At 70.3% G+C, this 19,869-nt stretch carries 17 protein-coding genes, 1 tRNA gene and 1 riboswitch; of the genes, 6 read left to right on the top strand and 12 right to left on the bottom strand.

The annotated features are described in order from the left end of the window. Positions 1–374 precede the first annotated feature (374 nt). Both ACZ4SF_RS20000 and ACZ4SF_RS19995 read left to right on the top strand, forming a co-directional pair. Positions 375–1,595 carry an acetyl-CoA C-acetyltransferase gene (locus tag ACZ4SF_RS20000; RefSeq protein ID WP_468385949.1) on the top strand — a complete coding sequence of 407 codons (1,221 nt, stop codon included), beginning with the start codon at positions 375–377 and terminating at the stop codon, positions 1,593–1,595. Between the two features lie 292 nt (positions 1,596–1,887). After that, positions 1,888–2,697 carry a hypothetical protein gene (locus ACZ4SF_RS19995; RefSeq protein WP_468386011.1) on the top strand — a complete coding sequence of 270 codons (810 nt, stop codon included), beginning with the start codon at positions 1,888–1,890 and terminating at the stop codon, positions 2,695–2,697. Between the two features lie 68 nt (positions 2,698–2,765). On the opposite strand, the gene ACZ4SF_RS19990 is transcribed toward ACZ4SF_RS19995, so the two are convergent. After that, positions 2,766–3,077 carry a hypothetical protein gene (locus tag ACZ4SF_RS19990; RefSeq protein ID WP_468385946.1) on the bottom strand — a complete coding sequence of 104 codons (312 nt, stop codon included), beginning with the start codon at positions 3,075–3,077 and terminating at the stop codon, positions 2,766–2,768. A gap of 99 nt (positions 3,078–3,176) precedes the next feature. Here ACZ4SF_RS19990 and ACZ4SF_RS19985 point away from each other — a divergent pair, with 99 nt between their 5' ends. Next, a complete protein-coding gene (locus ACZ4SF_RS19985) occupies positions 3,177–3,407 on the top strand; it encodes a DUF4287 domain-containing protein (protein ID WP_468385944.1) in 231 nt (76 codons plus the stop codon). A gap of 104 nt (positions 3,408–3,511) precedes the next feature. Here the strand turns inward: ACZ4SF_RS19985 and ACZ4SF_RS19980 are convergent, their stop codons facing one another. Both ACZ4SF_RS19980 and ACZ4SF_RS19975 read right to left on the bottom strand, forming a co-directional pair. Then, a complete protein-coding gene (locus tag ACZ4SF_RS19980; protein ID WP_468385941.1) occupies positions 3,512–4,372 on the bottom strand; it encodes a Bax inhibitor-1/YccA family protein in 861 nt (286 codons plus the stop codon). A gap of 475 nt (positions 4,373–4,847) precedes the next feature. Then, positions 4,848–4,931 (bottom strand) — tRNA-Leu (locus ACZ4SF_RS19975). A gap of 381 nt (positions 4,932–5,312) precedes the next feature. On the opposite strand from ACZ4SF_RS19975, the gene ACZ4SF_RS19970 reads away from it, so the two are divergent. Together ACZ4SF_RS19970 and ACZ4SF_RS19965 are read left to right on the top strand one after the other, a co-directional pair. Further along, complete coding sequence (locus ACZ4SF_RS19970) at positions 5,313–6,083, top strand: ABC transporter ATP-binding protein (protein WP_468385939.1); 771 nt, start codon at positions 5,313–5,315, stop codon at positions 6,081–6,083. Then, positions 6,083–8,611: an ABC transporter permease gene (locus ACZ4SF_RS19965; RefSeq protein WP_468385936.1), complete on the top strand. Its 2,529-nt coding sequence runs from the start codon at positions 6,083–6,085 to the stop codon at positions 8,609–8,611. The genes ACZ4SF_RS19970 and ACZ4SF_RS19965 overlap by 1 nt, the downstream gene beginning before the upstream one ends. Positions 8,612–8,667: 56 nt before the next feature. Here the strand turns inward: ACZ4SF_RS19965 and ACZ4SF_RS19960 are convergent, their stop codons facing one another. Next, positions 8,668–9,960, bottom strand: a complete 1,293-nt coding sequence (locus ACZ4SF_RS19960; protein WP_468385934.1) for a class I SAM-dependent methyltransferase — start codon at positions 9,958–9,960, stop codon at positions 8,668–8,670. Between the two features lie 269 nt (positions 9,961–10,229). Here ACZ4SF_RS19960 and ACZ4SF_RS19955 point away from each other — a divergent pair, with 269 nt between their 5' ends. After that, complete coding sequence (locus ACZ4SF_RS19955) at positions 10,230–11,030, top strand: hypothetical protein (protein WP_468385931.1); 801 nt, start codon at positions 10,230–10,232, stop codon at positions 11,028–11,030. Positions 11,031–11,083: 53 nt separating this feature from the next. Here ACZ4SF_RS19955 and ACZ4SF_RS19950 read toward each other — a convergent pair whose 3' ends face one another. From ACZ4SF_RS19950 to ACZ4SF_RS19915, 8 genes are all read right to left on the bottom strand, one after another. Continuing rightward, positions 11,084–11,854 carry a hypothetical protein gene (locus ACZ4SF_RS19950; RefSeq protein ID WP_468385928.1) on the bottom strand — a complete coding sequence of 257 codons (771 nt, stop codon included), beginning with the start codon at positions 11,852–11,854 and terminating at the stop codon, positions 11,084–11,086. Between the two features lie 302 nt (positions 11,855–12,156). Beyond that, positions 12,157–13,539: an NAD(P)/FAD-dependent oxidoreductase gene (locus ACZ4SF_RS19945; protein ID WP_468385925.1), complete on the bottom strand. Its 1,383-nt coding sequence runs from the start codon at positions 13,537–13,539 to the stop codon at positions 12,157–12,159. Between the two features lie 444 nt (positions 13,540–13,983). Beyond that, positions 13,984–14,925, bottom strand: a complete 942-nt coding sequence (locus ACZ4SF_RS19940) for a Ppx/GppA phosphatase family protein (protein WP_468385923.1) — start codon at positions 14,923–14,925, stop codon at positions 13,984–13,986. Continuing rightward, positions 14,922–15,458, bottom strand: a complete 537-nt coding sequence (locus ACZ4SF_RS19935; protein ID WP_468385920.1) for a DUF501 domain-containing protein — start codon at positions 15,456–15,458, stop codon at positions 14,922–14,924. The genes ACZ4SF_RS19940 and ACZ4SF_RS19935 overlap by 4 nt, the downstream gene beginning before the upstream one ends. 29 nt (positions 15,459–15,487) lie before the next feature. Further along, positions 15,488–15,958, bottom strand: a complete 471-nt coding sequence (locus tag ACZ4SF_RS19930) for an FtsB family cell division protein (RefSeq protein WP_468385917.1) — start codon at positions 15,956–15,958, stop codon at positions 15,488–15,490. A gap of 194 nt (positions 15,959–16,152) precedes the next feature. Continuing rightward, positions 16,153–17,439 carry a phosphopyruvate hydratase gene (eno, locus tag ACZ4SF_RS19925; protein WP_468385915.1) on the bottom strand — a complete coding sequence of 429 codons (1,287 nt, stop codon included), beginning with the start codon at positions 17,437–17,439 and terminating at the stop codon, positions 16,153–16,155. A 306-nt stretch (positions 17,440–17,745) separates the two neighbouring features. Beyond that, positions 17,746–18,435 carry a transglycosylase family protein gene (locus ACZ4SF_RS19920; protein WP_468385913.1) on the bottom strand — a complete coding sequence of 230 codons (690 nt, stop codon included), beginning with the start codon at positions 18,433–18,435 and terminating at the stop codon, positions 17,746–17,748. Between the two features lie 4 nt (positions 18,436–18,439). After that, positions 18,440–18,614, bottom strand: a riboswitch (cyclic di-AMP (ydaO/yuaA leader). A 183-nt stretch (positions 18,615–18,797) separates the two neighbouring features. Continuing rightward, the gene (locus tag ACZ4SF_RS19915) at positions 18,798–19,868 is read right to left on the bottom strand and encodes a transglycosylase family protein (protein ID WP_468385910.1); all 1,071 of its coding nucleotides are present in this window, start codon (positions 19,866–19,868) and stop codon (positions 18,798–18,800) included. Position 19,869: the final 1 nt, after the last annotated feature.

The raw sequence follows: 19,869 nt of genomic DNA, 5'->3' as shown, positions 1-19,869 counted from the left end.
CGAGGGCCGGGGGTCCGGGGGCGGAGCCCCTGGGTGGTCCGGGGGCGGGGGGCCGGCCGGACGGCCGCCGGGACGTTTCGAGCCGAGCTTCTCGGCCCACCGAGTCGGGGGGGTGGGTGGGCGAGGGCCGGGGGTCCGGGGGCGGAGCCCCTGGGTGGTCCGGGGGCGGGGGGCCGGCCGGACGGCCGCCGGGACGTTTCGAGCCGAGCTTCTCGGGCTACCGAGTCGGGAGGTGGGTGGGCGAGGACCCGGTGAACCAAGCAAGCGCTTAGACAATTGCGGTCAGTGTCACACCGCGACACCGGTGACCTCTCGACTACGGCCAGGTAACTTCCGACGTGGCCAGCCCGAAAACTTCCGCCACTGGAGCCGTGATGCCCGAAGCCGTCATCGTCTCGACCGCCCGCTCCCCCATCGGACGCGCCGGTAAGGGTTCCCTCAAGGACCTGCGCCCCGACGACCTGACCGCCACGATCATCCAGGCCGCGCTCGCCAAGGTCCCCGAGCTGGACCCCAAGGACATCGACGACCTGATGCTCGGCTGTGGCCTCCCCGGCGGCGAGCAGGGCCACAACCTCGGCCGGATCGTCGCCGTACAGATGGGCATGGACCACCTGCCGGGCTGCACGGTCACCCGCTACTGCTCCTCCTCCCTCCAGACCTCCCGCATGGCCCTGCACGCCATCAAGGCCGGCGAGGGCGACGTCTTCATCTCGGCCGGCGTCGAGACGGTCTCCCGCTTCACCAAGGGCAGCTCCGACGGCCTCCCGGACACGCACAACCCCCTCTTCGCCGAGGCCGAGGCCCGCACCGCCGCCGTCGCCCAGCAGGAGGGCACCACGTGGCACGACCCGCGTGAGGACGGCCTGGTCCCCGACGCGTACATCGCGATGGGCCAGACCGCCGAGAACCTGGCCCGCTGGAAGGGCGTCACCCGCCAGGACATGGACGAGTTCGGCGTCCGCTCGCAGAACCTCGCCGAGGAAGCCATCAAGAACGGCTTCTGGGAGCGCGAGATCACCCCGGTGACGCTCCCCGACGGCACCGTGGTCAGCAAGGACGACGGCCCGCGCGCCGGCGTCACCCTGGAGGGCGTCCAGGGCCTCAAGCCGGTCTTCCGCCCGGACGGGCTCGTCACCGCCGGCAACTGCTGCCCGCTCAACGACGGCGCCGCCGCGCTCGTCATCATGTCCGACACCAAGGCCCGCGAGCTGGGCCTGACCCCGCTCGCCCGGATCGTGTCCACCGGCGTCTCCGGCCTCTCCCCCGAGATCATGGGCCTCGGCCCGGTCGAGGCGAGCAAGCAGGCGCTGCGGCGCGCGGGCCTGACCATCGACGACATCGACCTGGTCGAGATCAACGAGGCCTTCGCGGCCCAGGTGATCCCCTCCTACCGGGACCTCGGCATCGACATCGACAAGCTGAACGTCAACGGCGGCGCCATCGCCGTCGGCCACCCCTTCGGCATGACCGGCGCCCGCATCACCGGCACGCTGATCAACTCCCTGCAGTGGCACGACAAGCAGTTCGGCCTGGAGACGATGTGCGTCGGCGGCGGCCAGGGCATGGCGATGGTCATCGAGCGCCTCAGCTGACGCACCGTCCGTAGCGAGCTGCACACGGTACGTTGCACAAAGGCCCGGAACCGAGGGGAATCCAAGGTTCTGGGCCTTTCCGTGATCCAATCTCCCCCAGGATGTGACCTATCTCGCTCGCCGGACACATCGGCGCAGGTCAGCCCAGGTCAGCACGGTCCGACGCGGACCCGTGAGGAAAAAGTCCCGTCCGTTTCGTGACGCTACGCACTGACAGCTGGTTAGTCCGCCCTTCAAGCTGATGTAGGAAGTCGGGGGTCGACTTTGAACCGGGAGTATGTCAGTGAGCGCCATGCCGATCGCCCTGCTGCTCACCACGGCTGCCACGGGCGCCGTGGGCGTCGCCGTCCTGCGCACCGTGCTGAAGCTGCGCCGCCAGCTGACCGAGCTGCAGTGCCAGCTCGGTGAGAACCAGGCGGCCACCACGCGCGCCCTGCTGCCGAGCGCCCGCACCACCGCGGACGCCGAGCAGATACGCGCGGCCGTGGCGGAGGCGCTCGCCGAGGAGCGGGAGCGGGAGCTGGCCGAGGCCCGCGCCTTCTGGGCCGCGCAGGAGGCCCGTGACGCCTCCGACGTCCCGACTCCGCTCGGCCTGCCGGAGGTCGATCTGTTCCTGCCCCGGCAGACCGACTTCGTGGGCCTGGAGCCGCTGGAGCCGGTCTCCGAGGCGGCCGAGGCCGAGGAGTTCTCCGCGAAGGACTTCATCCAGGGAAGCGCCCCCACCGAGTCCCCGGAGCTGGCCGCGGCCCGTCGCCGGCACCCCTCGCACCCCGACTTCGTCCCGGTGCAGTCTCCGGCCGTGAACGACCACGAGCGCACGGTCTCCACGCTGGAGCAGCTGGCCGCCGAGCGCGTGGAACTCTCCGACGTCCGCCCGGGCCCGCTCGGCACGCTCGACGTCTACGTCTTCGCCGACGGCACCACCCTGTGCATGACCCCGGGCCACCGCGAGACCGCGGAACGCCTGGCCACGGCTCTGGAGGCCGGTGAATCCCCGTACCTGCTGGGCGGTTCGGGCGTCTCCGGCGCCTACACCCTGACCTTCGCGTGCGGCGAGGACATGGTCTACATCCTGGCGGACAGGGTCATAGCGTCGCTGTAGTGCGCGCCCCGAAGGGGCGCGAGGAGCTGCGCGGGCAACCCTCACGCCCCGGCACCCGCCGACGCACGTCAGACCCCCGCCCGCTCGCGCGCCTCCTCCACCAGCCGCACGGCCTCGGCGACCTGGTCGTCGCTCTCCAGCACCACGGCCAAGTCGTGCGCGGCCACGAGGATCTGATCCGCCACCGCGAACATCCCCGCGTCCGGCATCTCCCGAGGCTCGCTCCCGGGCTCCTCCACAGCCTGGGCCCACCGGGCCAACTCCCGGGCCAGGCCGAGGGCCTCCGCCGCCGCACTCCGCTGGAGTCGGCTCTGCGGCGCCGCGCGCAACCGGTCGGCGAAGTGATCCACTGCTCGGGTCAAGGGCGTCGTATCAACCACGCGCCGAGCGTAACGTGCCGCACTGTTGCCAATACGCGAACGCTCAGGCACGGTGACGTGAAGGACCGGCTTACATCCCCTTTGCGTTCGGAGGCGCCGATGTCCCACGTCTTCTCCGAGGAGACCCACCGCAATCTGCTCGCCCGCATCCCCCATTGCACCGGTCGTGAAGTCACCGACTGGCTGCGCACCGTCGAAGAAGGTCCCGCTCTCTTCCGCTTCGAGGAGAAGGTCAGCTGGCTCCGGCACGAGTACGACCTCGCGTACGGCCACGCGAAGGCGATCGTGCACGAGTACGACCTGCGCAGGGCGGCCCGCAAGCTGCTCTAGCCGGTGTGCAGCACCCGGCGAAGAAGGTGTGCAGCACCCGGCGAAGAAGACGACGCAGGGCCCCGGAAGGAGTCCGGGGCCCTGCCGTGCGACGAGGCGTCGCGCTAGTCGTTGCTGCTGAAGATCGCCACCAGCCGCAGCATCTCCACGTAGATCCACACCAGGGTCATGGTGAGACCGAACGCGGCGAGCCAGGACTCGTTGCGCGGGGCGCCGTAGGCGATGCCGTCCTCGATCTGCTTGAAGTCGAGGGTCAGGAAGAACGCGCCGAGCAGGATCGCGATGATGCCCACGATCGCGCCGAGCGGGCCGAAGCTGCGCAGTCCGCCGTCGGGGGCGGCACCGAAGGCGACCAGCAGCAGGTTGACCGCCGTGACGACGAGGAACGCCATCGCGATGGTGAGGCCGATGCGGGCGTAGCGGGCGGTGACGCGGATCCAGCCTGCCTTGTAGACCAGCAGGGTCGCGCCCGAGACCGCCATGGTGCCGAGCACCGCCTGGAACGGCGCACCGCTCCACCGGCTGTTGAACATCTCGCTGAAGACGCCCAGGAAGACGCCCTCGAAGGCGGCGTACCCGAGGATCAGCGCGGGCGACGGGGTGCGCTTGAAGCTCTGCACCATCGCCAGGACGAACGCGATCAGCGCGGAGCCGAAGGCGAGGGCGTAGCTGGTGCCGGAGACCGGCAGCAGCACCCAGGCGAGGACGGCGCCGACGGCGACCGTGCCGAGCGTGAGAGCCGAACGGACGACGACGTCGTCCATCGTCATCCGGTCGGTGGTGGCCGGGGCCTGGGGCGGGGCGCCGGCGGGGGCACCCTGCTGGGCGTAAGGGTTCTGCGCGTAGGGATTCTGCGCGTAGGGGTTCCCCTGTGCGTACCCGGCCTGCGGTGCGGTGTTGAAGCCGGCGTAGCCGTTGTCGCGGCTGAACCCCCGTCGCGAGAAGACCGGGTTGCTGCTCCTCATTTCACTCCTCCATGGCTGCCGAGCGCAGCCTTGGGCTCAAGAGTAATGGATTGGCAAAGGATCGACCATGATACTTGAGGAGGATCTTTCCCCTGCCGTGCTGCGCAACACGCTACGCGCGGCACTGATTCCCGGCCACGGAAGAGCGTCTTCCCTGACGAAGCCGGTACACGGACGAGACCTCACCCTGACCGGAGGGAAACCCGGCGTACGCCTGCGCCGGGCCGGTCCCGGCCGCTCGGCAGGAGGCGATCCGCTCAGCCGGGCCCGCTGGAGGCGGGCGTCGAAGGGGGTGGCGTCCGTGGCGCGGTTGCCGACCTCGGTCGGTGCGTACACGGTCACGGAGCGGCCCCCGGTGACTCCGGGGAAGCCGATGCGACGGCGGCGACACCACGACCGGGCGCGAGCCTCGGGCCGCACGAGCCCGCCGGCAACGGTCGTGCGGCGGTTCCGAGGGTGCGTCAGAGGCGGAAGGTGCCCGGAGCCGGACTTGAACCGGCACGCCCGCGAAGGGGCAGCGAGGTTTAAGCTCGCCGTGTCTGCATTCCACCATCCGGGCAGGCCATTGGGCTCCGCTTCGAGGGTCCGAGCCTATCGGGACCCATCCCCCGGACAGCGGAACGGTGGACCTATGTTGTCTTATTTTATTGGCGCCTGAGGGTGCATCAGCCCAGGGAACGCGCCATCCGCACTTGCCAATAGCGTGACGTGACGCGTGTGTCCGCGTACGTGAAATGACGGAATTTCACCGTCTGAACAAGGGCGTTCCACCTGTTCTCGACTCGGGGTCGCCCGTCCTCCCCAGGTATGACACGGCGGCCTCCAGTCCGACCCCAGTCGCCCTTCGGAACCGGAGCAGCGACTGACTACACGCGCGCCTCGCGCCGAGACGATGGAGCAGTCCCCCGAAGACACGTCGTCCCGACAGGAGCACCGTCCCGTGACCACCACACCCACCGCCGACCGGACCACCGCCGTGGCCGCACGCGCCACGGAGTTGTCGAAGATCTACGGGCAGGGTGAGACCCGGGTGGTCGCCCTGGACCAGGTCTCGGTCGACTTCCGCCAGGCCGAGTTCACCGCGATCATGGGGCCGTCCGGCTCCGGCAAGTCCACGCTGATGCACTGCGTGGCCGGACTGGACACCTTCTCGTCCGGATCGGTGCGCATCGGCGACACCGAGCTGGGCTCCCTGAAGGACAAGCAGCTCACCAGGTTGCGCCGGGACAAGATCGGCTTCATCTTCCAGGCGTTCAACCTGCTGCCGACGCTGACCGCGCTGGAGAACATCACCCTCCCGATGGACATCGCGGGCCGGAAGGCCGACAAGACGTGGCTCGACCACGTCATCCAGATGGTCGGCCTGTCCGGGCGGCTGAGCCACCGGCCCTCCCAGCTCTCCGGCGGCCAGCAGCAGCGGGTGGCCGTCGCCCGGGCCCTCGCCTCCAAGCCGGAGATCATCTTCGGTGACGAGCCGACCGGGAACCTGGACTCGCGCTCCGGCGCCGAAGTCCTCGGCTTCCTGCGCAACTCCGTGCGCGAGCTGGGCCAGACGGTGGTCATGGTGACCCACGACCCGGTGGCCGCCGCCTACGCCGACCGCGTGATCTTCCTCGCGGACGGCCGGATCGTCGACGAGATGTACGGCCCCACCGCCGACTCGGTGCTGGACCTGATGAAGCAGTTCGACGCGAAGGGCCGTACCAGCTGATGTTCCGCACAGCCCTGCGCAACGTTCTCGCGCACAAGGCCCGGCTGCTGATGACCGTGCTCGCCGTCATGCTCGGCGTGGCGTTCGTCTCCGGGACCCTCGTCTTCACCAACTCCGTCTCCGACGCGCTCCAGAAGAGTTCCGCCAAGGGCTTCGAACGGGTCGACGTCGCCGTACAGCCCGAGTACCAGGACTCGCAGGGGAACAAGGTCGGCAAGTCCGCCGAGCTGACCCAGGCCCTGCTCGACAGGGCCGCCAAGGTCCCCGGGGCCGCCTCCGCCACCGGTGTCGTCACCGGCTTCACCGCCGTCGCCGACAAGGACGGCAAGCTCGTCGGCGGCGACTGGCAGTCCGCCGGCGGCAACTACTGGGGCACCAAGGACCCCCGCTACCCGCTGGTCAGCGGCCACGCACCGCGCGGCAAGGGCGAGGTGCTGATCGACTCCGAGACCGCGAAGCGCGCCGGCTACAAGGTCGGCGACACCGTGCGCCTGTCCGTCGACGGCCCGGTCCTCACCCCGACCGTCAGCGGCATCTTCACCACCGACGACGGCAACGTCGCCGCGGGCGGCAGCCTCACCCTGTTCGACACGCCGACCGCGCAGGCCCTGTTCGGCAAGAAGGGCACCTACGACGAGATCGACGTGCAGGCCGCGGCAGGTACCAGCCAGTCCGCGCTCAAGGCCGCGCTGGACAAGGCCCTGCCCGCGAAGCTCGTCGAGACCACCACCGGCAAGCAGCTCGCCGACGACCAGGCCGAGATGATCTCCTCTTCGATGAGCGGCCTCAAGCAGGGCCTGCTGGTCTTCGCCGGCATCGCGCTCTTCGTGGGCACGTTCATCATCGCCAACACCTTCACCATGCTGGTCGCCCAGCGCACCAAGGAGCTGGCCCTGCTGCGTGCGGTCGGCGCCTCCCGCCGCCAGGTCACCCGCTCGGTGCTCATCGAGGCGTTCGCGGTCGGCACGGTCGCCGGTGTGACCGGCCTGGCCGCCGGCATCGGCATCGGGGCGGGCCTGCGCTCCCTGCTGGGCTCCTTCGGCGCGACCCTGCCCGGCGGCCCGCTGGTGATCAGCCCGGGCACGGTGGCGACCGCCCTGGCCGTCGGCATCGTCATCACCATGCTGGCAGCATGGCTGCCCGGCCGCCGGGCCGCGAAGACCCCGCCGGTGGCGGCGATGAGCAGCGTGCACGCCAAGGCCACCACGAAGTCGCTGGTCCTTCGCAACACGCTCGGCGCCCTGTTCACGGGTGCCGGCGTCGCGGTGATCCTCGCGGCCACGACGATGGACGCCGACACCGGACAGGGCCTGATGGGCATCGGCGCGGTCCTGCTCATCGTCGGTGTGTTCGTCCTGACCCCGCTGCTGTCCCGCCCGCTGATCGCCGCCGCCTCCCCGGTGCTGCGCGCCTTCGGTGTGTCGGGCAAGCTGGCCCGCCAGAACTCGCTGCGCAACCCGCGCCGGACGGCGGCCACGGCATCCGCGCTGATGATCGGCCTGACCCTGATCACCGGTATGACGGTGATGGCGGCCAGCCTGCAGATGTCCATCGACAAGATGGCCAGCTCGGCGATCCGCGCGGACTACGTGGTCTCGATGGCCAACCGCGGTCCGCTCTCCCCCGATGTGGCGGACAAGCTCGCCTCCGCCGACGGAGTCACCGTCAGCAGCCCACTGCGCAACGGCGAGTCGCGCATCGACGGCGGCACCGAGTTCCTGACCGGCGTCAACGGTGCGGCGTTCGGCAAGCTGACCGACCTGAAGGTGACCGACGGCTCCTTCACGGTGGGCGGCAAGCGGATCGTCGTGGACGAGGACCGGGCCAAGGAGCACGGCTGGAAGGCAGGCTCGCAGTTCACCGCGCACTTCGAGGACGGCAAGGCGCAGCGGCTGACGGTCGCCGGGGTGTACGAGGGCAACGACATGCTCAACGGGATCATCCTCGACAACAAGGTCCTCACCCCGCACCTGACCGACCCGGCCGACATGCAGGTCATGGTCAAGACCGCGGACGGCGCGTCCGGCGCGGCCAAGGACGCGCTGGAGAAGGCGCTCGGCACCAACCCGGCGATCAAGGTCCAGGACAAGCAGGACATCTCCCAGGAGATCGGGAAGATGTTCACGCAGGTGCTGAACATGGTCTACGGCCTGCTCGGCATGGCGGTGATCGTCGCCGTGCTCGGTGTCATCAACACGCTGGCCATGTCCGTCTTCGAGCGGGCGCAGGAGATCGGCATGCTCCGCGCGATCGGCCTGGACCGCAGGGCGGTCAAGCGCATGGTCCGCCTGGAGTCCCTGGTGATCTCCCTGTTCGGCGGGGTGCTCGGCATCGGTCTGGGCGTGTTCTTCGGCTGGGCGGCCGGCGAGCTGCTCGGCACGAAGCTGCCGACCTACGAACTGGTCCTGCCCTGGGACCGGATGACCGTCTTCCTGCTGCTGGCGGGCGCGGTCGGCGTCCTGGCCGCCCTGTGGCCGGCCCGCCGCGCGGCCCGGCTGAACATGCTGGCGGCGATCAAGGCCGAGTAGCGGTACGCCGCGAAGGGCCCCGCTCTGCCTGGTGCAGGGCGGGGCCCTTCGCCGTGTCAGCCGTGCCAGGTGCGGGACCGCAGCGGGAGCCCGGACGCGCCGGACTCGGGCGTGCGGACGGCGAGGACCTGGTTCACGCCGATGCGGTTCTGCTCGAAGGCGAGCGCGGAGGCGGCCATGTACAGCCGCCAGACGCGGGCCCGGCCGGGGCTGGTGAGCCGGACCGCCCGGTCCCAGTCGGCCTCCAGGTTCGCGACCCAGCGGCGCAGGGTGCGGGCGTAGTGCTCGCGGATCGACTCCACGTCCCGGACCTCGAAACCGGCCCGTTCCAGCTGCGTGACGGTGGTGCCGAGGGGGGCGAGTTCGCCGTCGGGGAAGACGTAGGCGTCGATGAACTCGTCCACCCGGTAATCCGATTCGGCCCGGTGCGGGCGACGGGCGATCTGGTGGTTGAGCAGCCGGCCGCCGGGCCCCAGCAGGGCGTGCAGCTGGCAGGCGTACTCCAGGTACCGCTCCGCGCCGACGTGCTCGGCCATGCCGATGGAGGAGATCGCGTCGAAGGGTCCGTCCATGACGTCCCGGTAGTCCTGGACCCTGATCTCCACCCGGTCGGTCAGTCCCTCGTCGGCGACCCGCTTACGGGCGTAGGCCGCCTGCTCCTGCGACAGGGTGACCCCGACGACGCTCACCCCGTGCTCGCGGGCCGCCTGGATGGCCATGGAGCCCCAGCCGCAGCCGACGTCCAGCAGCCGCTGACCCTTCTTCAGGCCCAGTTTGGTACAGATGAGTTCGAGCTTGTCGCGCTGCGCGGACTCCAGGCTGCCGTCCTCCTCCCAGTAGGCGCAGGAGTACACCATGGAGGGGCCGAGGACGATCTCGTAGAAGTCGTTGCCGACGTCGTAGTGGTGGCTGATGGCCCGCTTGTCGGTGCGCCGGGTGTGCAGGCGCCGGCCCGGTCTGCGGGCTTCCTCGCGCGGCGGGGCGGGCGGGATCGGCGGGCCGGCCAGTTTCAGCAGGTCGCGGGCGGCGGCCCGGACCTCGGGGTCGCGCACGGCCTGGGCGAGGCTGCGGGCGTCCTCCCCGCGCTCCCACACGAGGCCCGCCATCGCGTCGAGCGCGGTGTACAGGTCGCCCTCGATGCCCAGGTCGCCGGAGACCCAGGCGCGGGCGAGCCCCAGCTCGCCCGGTTTGAACAGCATGTGGCGCAGCGCCCGGCGGTTGCGCACGACGAGCGCCGGGGCGCCCGGCGGCCCGGCCTGTGAACCGTCCCAGGCCCGCACCCGTAGCGGGAGCGGGGCACCCAGCATCTGCTCGGCAATAGTCCTCAGCCGCGATGCGGCATCGGCCATGGCGCACACCTCCGTGAAGGTAGATCGGCCCGAACCGTCTGCTTTCCGTGCTTCCGGAAAACGATCGCGCACATCGACGTCATTCCCCCCGATCCGGCCCAGCCGACACGAATCCGGCGCCCCACCCGAACGAGGGACCGCGCAGTGTGGGCGAGACACGGCTGCCGGTCAAGTCACGAAATCTCATGGCATGACCCACTTCGGGAACCGAGCCCTAATGGATGCAAGGCACTCGCCGACACCCCCTACTTCTCAGGATGTGCATCACCATGACTCGTCTCCAGCGCCTGGCCCTGCTCGCCGCCTCGACCACCGTGATCACCGGAGGCGCACTGCTTCCCACGGCCGCGTTCGCCGCCCCGCCGGCCCCGCTCGCCGCAGCCACGTCCGGGGCCGCGATAGACCCCAGCGGCGCCGACACCGGCGGCGCTGATTCCGGCGGCGCTGATTCCGGCAGCGCTGACGACGGCCTTGCCGGTGGCGGCGCCGATTCCAATGGCGCCGATCCGAGCAGCGCTGATTCCGGCAACATCGGTACCTCCGGCACCGACGCCGGCTCCACCGCGCAGTGGACCACGGCCACCGACCAGGAGAGCGGCATCTCGATGGACCTGCCCGGACAGGCCGAGACCCAGACCGACCCGCTCGACGGCCGCGACCACTGGGTGGAGACCGACTACGGGAGCATCGGCTTCGCGGTCTACGACGGCAGCGACCTCGACCCCGAGGAGATGCTCCAGCAGCACCTGGAGCTTCTGAACCAGAACGCCCAGAGCCCCGACCAGGAGTTCAGTACCAGCAACGTCAATCAGACCCGCACGAACGACGGCTCACAGCTGGAGGCGGATCTCACCTCGGACGACGGCACCTACGGTCACATCCTGTACGCAACCGTCGACGATCACCTGCTCATGATCGCGCTGTTCGGCTCGGAGGACCAGGCGGAGGCCATGCAGGCCGACTTCGATCAGCTCATGCAGAGCATCCAGCTGCCGGAGGGCTACAGCCCGCAGACCGACGACGACCAGAGCGCCGACGCGGCCCCGGCCTACGGCCAGCAGAGCACCTGACCGAGCGGCGAGCCGGGGCCCGATCCACTGACGGATCGGGCCCCGACCGCTGTCTACAGGCGGCTCAGCATGAGGGAGAGGGCGTTCAGCGCATCCTCGCGGTTCTGCCCTGCGGACGACTGGCGCTGCACGGACGCCATCAGCACGAACTGTCCTTTGCGGCCCATGACGGTCGTGTAGTAGCTGTCCGCCTTCTGCCCGGTCGTAGCGGTGACCGTGTGTCCCTCCTCGGCCGACACGGCGTCGTCGAAGCCCTTCACCGTCGGGATGTCCGTCTGCCGGATGTCCTCCCACCGCACTTTGCTGTTCGCCTTGGACTCCTTGTCGCACCGTTGCGCGTCCGACCGGAACCGGGCGACATCGGCCTGGGCGAAGCCGTCGTCGCGGTAGACGATGACCGTCGACGTGGCATACACCGACTTGCTCGCCGTGTGAACGGAGCGGTCCAGGTAGGCCAGCATGTTGACGCCCGGCTGTCGCACCAGCTGGCAGTCGGCGTCGGCGAACAGCGTCGACCTGTCGTCGTCCTCGTACCGGCTGCCCCGGACGTAGTCGGACCCCCAGTCCGCGGGCGTCAGCGCCACCCGTCTGGTGACGCTCCGGGCCTGCGAGGCCGTGTCGACCGTCGGCGTGCCCTGTCCGCCGCGCCGCGTCAGCACCAGTGCGACCGCCACCGCTGCGACGACCACCACCGCTGCCGCGCCGATGAGCACGCCGGACCTGCGCCACCAGGGGCGCCGAGGCGGCGGCGTGACGACGGTGGGCGGCCCTAGCGGGCCGGACGGAGGGCCGGACGGCTGGCCGGGTGGCGGTGGGATGCTCACGTGCGTCGTCTACCACCCGGCGTCGGACCGCCATGGCGGCAAGCGCGGAGATCACCCTCACGACGGCGAAATCCGTCTGCTCGGGCGCCCGCCCACGATCCGCCCGCCGCGGCGCCCGCACACCCGATCCCTCCACCGGGCCCCCGCACACCCGGTCCCTCCACCGGACCCCCGCACACCCGGTGCCTCCGCCGGACTCCCACACACCCGGTCCCCGCCGCGGCGCCCGCACACGCCGAAGGGGCCGCCCGCACCACGGATGGCAGGCGGCCCCTTCGGGCTGTGCTGGGGTGACCGTCGGGTCAGGAGGCCTTGGCCTTCTCCTCGGTCTTCGGCGCGGCGGCGACCGGCGCCGGCTTGGCGGCCTCGTAGAACTCCTCGCGCGGGTTCTCCATGGCGCCGAGGGAGACGACCTCGCGCTTGAGGAACATGCCGAGGGTCCAGTCGGCGAAGACGCGGATCTTGCGGTTCCAGGTCGGCATCGCCATGCCGTGGTAGCCACGGTGCATGTACCAGGCGAGGCGGCCCTTGAGCTTGATCTTCATCTTGCCCATGACGATCATCGCCACGCCCTTGTGCAGGCCGAGACCGGCGACCGCACCCTTGTTGGCGTGCTCGTACTCCTTCTGCGGGAAGCCCCGCATGCCGGAGATCACGTTGTCGCCGAGGGTCCTGGCCTGGCGCAGCGCGTGCTGGGCGTTCGGCGGGCACCAGGCGTTCTCGTTGCCCGCCTTGCGGCCGACGAGGTCCGGGACCTGGGCGTTGTCACCGGCGGCCCAGATGTAGTCCGTGCCCTTGACCTGGAGGGTCGGCTCGCAGTCGACGTGACCGCGGGGACCGAGCGGCAGACCGAATCGGGCGAGGGCCGGGTTCGGCTTGACGCCGGCCGTCCACACGATGGTGTTGGAGTCGACCTCGAGGCCGTTCTTCAGCACCACGTGGCCGTCGACGCAGGAGTCCATGGAGGTGGAGAGGTAGATCTCCACGCCCCGGCTCTCCAGGTGCTCCTTGCCGTACTGGCCGAGCTTCGGGCCGACCTCGGGAAGGATCTTGTCGGCGGCGTCGACGAGGATGAAGCGCATGTCCTCGCGGGACACGTTCTTGTAGTACTTGGCCGCGTCCCGGGCCATGTCCTCGACCTCGCCGATGGTCTCCGCGCCCGCGAAGCCACCGCCGATGAAGACGAAGGTGAGCGCCCTGCGGCGGATCTCCTCGTCGGTCGTGGAGTCGGCCTTGTCCAGCTGCTCCAGGACGTGGTTGCGCAGGCCGATGGACTCCTCGATGCCCTTCATGCCGATGCCCTGCTCGGCGAGGCCGGGGATCGGGAAGGTGCGGGAGACCGCGCCCATGGCGATGACCAGGTAGTCGAAGGGCAGCTCGTACGCCTCGCCGACCAGCGGGGCGATCGTGGCGACCTTGCGGTCCTGGTCGATGGTGGTGACCCGACCGGTGAGGACCTCCGCCTTCGGCAGCACGCGTCGCAGCGGGACGACGACATGGCGAGGGGAGATGTTGCCGGCGGCGGCTTCGGGGAGGAAGGGCTGGTAGGTCATGTACGACCGGGGGTCGACGACCGTGACGGTCGCCTCGCCGTAGCGCATCTTCTTGAGAATGCGCCGAGCTGCGTACAGGCCTACGTACCCACCGCCTACTACGAGGATCCTGGGACGCTCCGTGGTGCTCATGCCATCGAGTATCCACCTGCCTCAGGGGGGCTGCTCGTGCGCCCCTTCACAAGCTCTGGCAGGCCCTGTGCTAAACTCCGCGGCCCGCTTGACGCAGGTCATGCGGGCGACAGGGACCCCCGAGGTGGTTCGACCCGTTGTCAAGGCCGCGTGAGCTGCCTCTCCGGGTCTTCGGGAGGTCCGTGAGGGCGCTGTGACACCCCCGGAACACCCTCGTTCAGGGACCCTTCACGCCCCTCATCTGAACATGTTCAAACGGCTCTTGACCCCCCGCAAGGGCCCACAGGGCCCCCGGCGCGGGCCCCCACGGGGCAATTCCTTGTGAAGAACTTCACGAACTTTTCCGTCCGCTCGCGACCGAGGGCCCCTCACGGGGCCCCCGAAGCCGCTCAAACGTTATCCACACTGCTCAGCGGATGGCTACCGATGAGTAACAAAAGAGAGCTACGCCACCGACCACGCGATGCCGTCGAGGATGTCGTGCTCGCTCACCACGACCTCCTCGGCGCCGATCCGCTCCATGACCGCCAGCAGGACGAGGGCACCGGCGCCGATGACGTCGACCCGGCCCGGGTGCATGGACGGGACCGCGGCGCGCTCGGCGTGCGTGGAGCGCAGCAGCCACTCGGTGATCTCCCGGACGCGGTCGTGGGAGATACGGGAGTGGTGGATGCGCGCGGAGTCGTACTCGGGCAGCTCCTGGGCGATCGCGGAGACCGTGGTGACGGACCCGGCCAGGCCGACCAGGGTGTGCGCCTCGCGCAGCGGGACCGTCTGCTCCGCGAGGTCCAGGGCGGCCTCGATGTCGGCCCTTATGGCGGTGATCTGCTCCTCGGTGGGCGGGTCGCTCACCTTGCCCTCGTGCACCAGGTGCCGCTCGGTCATCCGCACGCAGCCGACGTCCACGGACCGCGCCGCGCGTACGTGGTCGTCGCCGACGACGAACTCGGTGGAGCCGCCGCCGATGTCCACCACCAGGTAGGGCCTGGTGAGGTCGTCCCGGCCGGTCAGCTCCTTGGTGGCGCCGGTGAAGGAGAACTCGGCCTCCTGGTCGCCGCTGATGACCTCCGGCTCGACGCCGAGGATGTCCAGGACGCCCCGGACGAAGTCGTCCCGGTTCTCCGCGTCGCGGGAGGCGGAGGTGGCCACGAAGCGGAGCCGCTCGGCGCCGTACCTCTTGATGATCTCCGCGTACTCACGGCAGGCGGCGAAGGTGCGCTCCAGCGCCTCGGGGGCGAGCCGGCCGGTCCGGTCGACGCCCTGGCCGAGCCGCACGATCGTCATCCGGCGGTCCAGGTCGGTCAGTTCGCCGGTGTCCGGGTCGGCGTCGGCGACCAGCAGACGGATGGAGTTGGTACCGCAGTCGATGGCGGCGACACGGGTCACTGCGCGTCCCCCTCGCTGTCGTCGAGCGTCACGCAGGCGCCCTTGCTCCACCACTCCGGCAGCATCGCCAGGGCCTCGTCGCCGAGCGGGTTCACGCCCGGTCCGGCGGCCAGGGAGTGGGCGACCAGGACGTGCAGGCACTTCACCCGGTCCGGCATGCCGCCCGCGCTCGGGAAGCCCTGCAGGATCTCGATCTCGTCCCGGCGCCGGATGTAGTCCTCGTGCGCGGCCCGGTAGGCGGCGGCCAGTTCGGGGTCGCTCTGCAGGCGTTCGGACATCTCCTTCATCACGCCGTTCGCCTCCAGCGTGCCGATGGCCGAGGACGCCTTCGGGCACGTCAGGTAGTACAGCGTCGGGAAGGGGGTGCCGTCGGGCAGGCGCGGTGCCGTCTCCACGACGTCCGGCTGACCGCACGGGCAGCGGTGTGCGATGGCCCTCAGGCCCCGCGGCGGGCGGCCCAGCTGCTGCTTGAAGGCCTCGACGTCCGCGTCGGTGGGCTCGGTGCGCGGAGTGGGCGGCGGAGGCGTTTCCATGACTGCTTTCAGGGTGGCTTTCTCTGGGGTCACTGGTCGGAGGCGTCGGACTTGTCGACGCCGTCCCAGACGTTCGCGTACCAGGGCCGGTGGGCGGCCCCGACGTCGGTACGGGACTGCTTGGCGGCGCCCGGGTCGACGACGACGTACCCGGTCTCGCCGGGCTTCACGTAGTGCAGCCGGCGGCGGATCTGCTGCTCGGCGTAGGCGTCGTCCTGCCAGCGCGCCTTGAGGTCACGCAGCTGTTCGACGCGCTCGCGGGCCTGCCGCTGCTGTCGCTGGAGGTCGGCGATCTCCGCGCGCTGGGAGACGTACTGGCGCATGGGATAGGCGAGGGCGACCACGAGCGAGCACAGCACCAGCGCGAGCAGGGCCGCCCGGCCGGTGAGCCGGGAGCGGCGGGCCTGCCGTCTGGTCTGGGAGCGGTAGACCCGGGCCGCCGTCTGCTCGCCGAGCAGCCGCAGCCTGGTCGCGGTGGAGAAACGGTCCCGGCCGCTCACGGCAGCTCACCCCGCCTCACCACGCCGCTCGGCCCGGTCCTCGGCCGGGGGTCCGGGGGGTGCGCCCCGGGGCAGCACAGCACGGCCATCTGGCTCTCCGCCTCCCCTTTCACACGCGCGTACGTCCCCGGACACGGTACGGGACCGAGTACGGGGACGTACGTACGACTGGCTGAGCCTTACGCCGGGTTGGTTCAGCCCTTGAAGCGCGGGAACGCGCTGCGGCCGGCGTACACCGCCGCGTCGTCGAGGATCTCCTCGATGCGCAGCAGCTGGTTGTACTTGGCGACGCGCTCGGAGCGGGCCGGGGCGCCGGTCTTGATCTGGCCGCAGTTGGTGGCGACGGCCAGGTCGGCGATGGTGACGTCCTCGGTCTCGCCGGAGCGGTGGGACATCATGCACTTGAAGCCGTTGCGCTGGGCCAGCTCGACGGCGTCCAGGGTCTCGGTCAGCGAGCCGATCTGGTTGACCTTGACCAGCAGGGCGTTGGCGGCGCCGTCCTCGATGCCGCGGGCCAGGCGCTCGGGGTTGGTGACGAACAGGTCGTCGCCGACCAGCTGGACCTTGTCGCCGAGCTTGTCGGTGATGACCTTCCAGCCGGCCCAGTCGTCCTCGAACAGCGGGTCCTCGATGGAGACGAGCGGGTAGGCCGCGACCAGCTCCTCGTAGTACTCCGTCATCTCGGCGGCGGAGCGCTCCTTGCCCTCGAAGAGGTACTTGCCGTCCTTGTAGAACTCGGAGGCGGCGACGTCGAGCGCGAGGGCGATCTGCTCGCCGGGGGCGTAGCCGGCTTCCTTGATCGCTTCGAGGATGAGGTCGAGGGCCTCACGGTTGGAGCCCAGGTTCGGGGCGAAGCCGCCCTCGTCGCCGAGGCCGGTGGACAGGCCCTTGCTCTTCAGGACCTTCTTCAGGGTGTGGTAGACCTCGGTGCCCCAGCGCAGGGCCTCGGAGAAGGACTCCGCGCCGATCGGAGCGATCATGAACTCCTGGATGTCCACGTTGGAGTCGGCGTGCGAGCCGCCGTTCAGGATGTTCATCATCGGCACCGGCAGCAGGTGCGCGTTCGGGCCGCCCAGGTAGCGGAAGAGGGGCAGGTCGCTGGCCTCGGAGGCGGCGTGGGCGACGGCGAGCGAGACGCCGAGGATGGCGTTGGCGCCGAGGGAGCCCTTGTTGTCGGTGGCGTCCAGGTCGAACATGGCCTGGTCGATCAGGCGCTGCTCGGTGGCGTCGTAACCGACCAGCTCCGGGCCGATCTGCTCGATGACGGCGAGGACGGCCTTCTCGACGCCCTTGCCCTGGTAGCGGTTCGGGTCGCCGTCGCGGAGCTCGATGGCCTCGAAGGCGCCGGTCGAGGCGCCGGACGGAACGGCGGCACGACCCGTGCTGCCGTCGTCGAGGCCGACCTCGACCTCGACCGTGGGGTTGCCTCGGGAGTCCAGGATTTCCCGGGCTACGACGACGTCGATGGACGGCACGAGCATCTCCTTCTTGGATGTGACGCTGGAAGTGCGGGGCGGTGTGCCTTACGGCTGCGCCTTGCGACTAGAGCCTAACCGTCCCGGGGGCGTCGGCCACCGACCGACCGTCCCGTGGACATGCCGACGGTACCTTTTGTTTTCGGCCGAAACAAAGACCTGTGGCGACGGCACAGAAAAACCCCGCCCCGGTGCGTACGGGGGAACACGCACCGGGGCGGGGAGCCCGTGGGGACGGGGGTGGCCCTCACGAGGCCTGCGATGAGACCCCTGGGGATGTGAGGGCGCTGTGGATCCGCTCGGAACCGGGGGTCACTTCAGGTGGAGCTGCTGACCCGGGTAGATGAGGTTCGCGTCCTCGACGATGTCCTTGTTCAGCTCGAACAGCTTCTGCCAGCCACCCTCGACCTTGTGCTTCGCGGCGATGGTGCTGAGGGTGTCGCCCGCGACGACCTTGTACTCGCCGTCGCCCTTCTTGACCTTCTTGCCGGTCGGGGTGGTGACGGTCTTGCTCTTGCTCGTGGACGCGGCCGGACGCTCGGCGGAGCGGGAGGCGGCCTGCTGGTCGGTGGAGCGGGTGGTGGTGCTGCCCGAGTCCGAGGGGGTGCTCGGGGCGGCACCGCCGTAGGGGGTGCCGGACAGGCCCGTGCCGCAGACCGGCCAGGCGCCCTTGCCCTGGGCCGCGAGGACCTTCTCGGCGATCTCGATCTGCTGCGCCTTGGTGGCCTTGTCGGCGGTGGCGGCGTACTGCGAGCCGCCGTACGCGGCCCAGGTGGAGGCGGAGAACTGCAGACCGCCGTAGTAGCCGTTGCCGGTGTTGATGGACCAGTTGCCGCCGGACTCGCACTGGGCGACCGTGTCCCACTCCGAGGCGGTGGCGGCGGAGGCGTTGCCGGCCGCCATCAGCGGGGCGGCGACGGCGGCGCCGGTGACACCGGCGAGCGTGATGGCGCGGACGGCCTTGGACGGACGACGGTGCTTGCCCTTGCCGGAAAACAGCATGGAACGATCCCCTCACCGACGCCTGCGAGGTGAGCTGTCGGGTTCGGGCCGGTTGAGTTGCCCGGCCGCATCTCCCGCTGTGCGCGAGATGCGGCTTCACCCCGAGCCGGTCCGGCATCAACTGCCGGGCCCGGCACTTACCTTGGGTCCCCCGCTCCTGCCTACGGCGCTTGACGCGACGACTGTTCCCGGGCAACCGCTGGCAGGATTCGGCGTTGCGACTGCCGGGGCTCGTGGTGACGAGCGGCCTTGACCGTAGGCACGCGGTCCGCGGAATTTCAAAGACGATCAGGGCTTCTGAGACTCATCCCACACTTTCGCCAAACCGGACAATAGGGCGTTAAGTGGGGCGTCAACTCCCGCTAATCGCCGTCCGTTTCGTCCCCGACTTCCAGGGTCTGACCGGCGGTGATGTGATTCGGGTCGGCCCCGATGGCCTTCTTGTTGCCGGCGTAGAGCGCGCGCCATCCGCCGTCGACCTCAAGGGAGTCGGCGATGGAGGCGAGGGAGTCGCCGTCGCGGACGGTGTAGGTGTCCGGTTCGCGAGAGGCGTGGCGGCCCGAGGAGGCGGCATTCTGACCGTTTGTCGCGCTTTCGTCCGCACTCGCCCCCCGATGACGTCCGCCACCGCCGAGGGAGCCGGTGTCGACCAGGCTCCAAGAACCGGCGGCCTGCTGGGGGTTGTCCTCGCGGCCGGGTTCCGGAGTGGCCGTGGCGGAGCCGTCGGCCCCCTGCGGGCTTCCCGCGTCCGGCGACGCGGATTTGTCGGACTTGGGCGTGTCGGTCCCGTCGGAGCCGTTCACCTTGCCGTCACCCTCGCCCGGCTTCCCGGCCGGCCGGCCGTCCTTGCCGGACGAAGAGCCGTTGCCGGAGCCGGAGTCGGCATCGGAACCGGCGTCCCCCGAAGGCGACGAACCCGGCAGACCGGACGAGTCGGAGTTGTCAGGGCTGTCGGGGTTTTCGGAACCATCCGAACTGTCAGTCGATCCGGACGGGTCACCCGAACCGTCGGTGTCACCGGACCGGCCGACGCCCGTGTCGACGTCCGCCGAGTCCGAATCCTCGGTCAGGCCCGACAGCAGGGCGCAGGTGGCCCAGGGGGTGGTGCCCTTGTCCGCGAGGATGTTCTCGGCGACGGCGATCTGCTGGGAACGGCTGGCCTGGTCGGCGCTGGCCGCGTACTGGGTCCCGCCGTACGCGGCCCAGTCCGCCTGCGAGATCTGCAGCCCGCCGTAGTACCCGTTGCCGGAGTCCGCGCTCCAGGAGCCGCCGCTCTCGCACTCGGCCACCTTGTCCCACGTGGTGCCGTCGGCCGCGCTGGCGCTGGCGGCGCCGAGGAGCGGGATGGCGATGGCTGAGCCGGTCACCCCGGCCGCGACGAGGAGAGCCGGAGCCTGACGGGGGCGACGGTGTCGACCGTTCCCGGAGAGCATG

The organism is Streptomyces sp. NPDC027663 (assembly GCF_055566415.1).
Note: the sequence above shows the minus strand (reverse complement) of the source record. Positions and strands in the feature narration are given on the sequence as shown.

What these genes read in the sequence shown, in the direction of transcription:
- ACZ4SF_RS20000 (WP_468385949.1), top strand. Translation starts at nt 375, where the DNA reads ATGCCCGAAGCCGTCATCGTCTCGACCGCCCGCTCCCCCATCGGACGC.
- ACZ4SF_RS19995 (WP_468386011.1), top strand. Translation starts at nt 1,888, where the DNA reads ATGCCGATCGCCCTGCTGCTCACCACGGCTGCCACGGGCGCCGTGGGC.
- ACZ4SF_RS19985 (WP_468385944.1), top strand. Translation starts at nt 3,177, where the DNA reads ATGTCCCACGTCTTCTCCGAGGAGACCCACCGCAATCTGCTCGCCCGC.
- ACZ4SF_RS19980 (WP_468385941.1), bottom strand. Translation starts at nt 4,372, where the DNA reads ATGAGGAGCAGCAACCCGGTCTTCTCGCGACGGGGGTTCAGCCGCGAC.
- ACZ4SF_RS19965 (WP_468385936.1), top strand. Translation starts at nt 6,083, where the DNA reads ATGTTCCGCACAGCCCTGCGCAACGTTCTCGCGCACAAGGCCCGGCTG.
- ACZ4SF_RS19960 (WP_468385934.1), bottom strand. Translation starts at nt 9,960, where the DNA reads ATGGCCGATGCCGCATCGCGGCTGAGGACTATTGCCGAGCAGATGCTG.
- ACZ4SF_RS19955 (WP_468385931.1), top strand. Translation starts at nt 10,230, where the DNA reads ATGACTCGTCTCCAGCGCCTGGCCCTGCTCGCCGCCTCGACCACCGTG.
- ACZ4SF_RS19945 (WP_468385925.1), bottom strand. Translation starts at nt 13,539, where the DNA reads ATGAGCACCACGGAGCGTCCCAGGATCCTCGTAGTAGGCGGTGGGTAC.
- ACZ4SF_RS19935 (WP_468385920.1), bottom strand. Translation starts at nt 15,458, where the DNA reads ATGGAAACGCCTCCGCCGCCCACTCCGCGCACCGAGCCCACCGACGCG.
- eno (WP_468385915.1), bottom strand. Translation starts at nt 17,439, where the DNA reads ATGCTCGTGCCGTCCATCGACGTCGTCGTAGCCCGGGAAATCCTGGAC.
- ACZ4SF_RS19920 (WP_468385913.1), bottom strand. Translation starts at nt 18,435, where the DNA reads ATGCTGTTTTCCGGCAAGGGCAAGCACCGTCGTCCGTCCAAGGCCGTC.
- ACZ4SF_RS19915 (WP_468385910.1), bottom strand. Translation starts at nt 19,868, where the DNA reads ATGCTCTCCGGGAACGGTCGACACCGTCGCCCCCGTCAGGCTCCGGCT.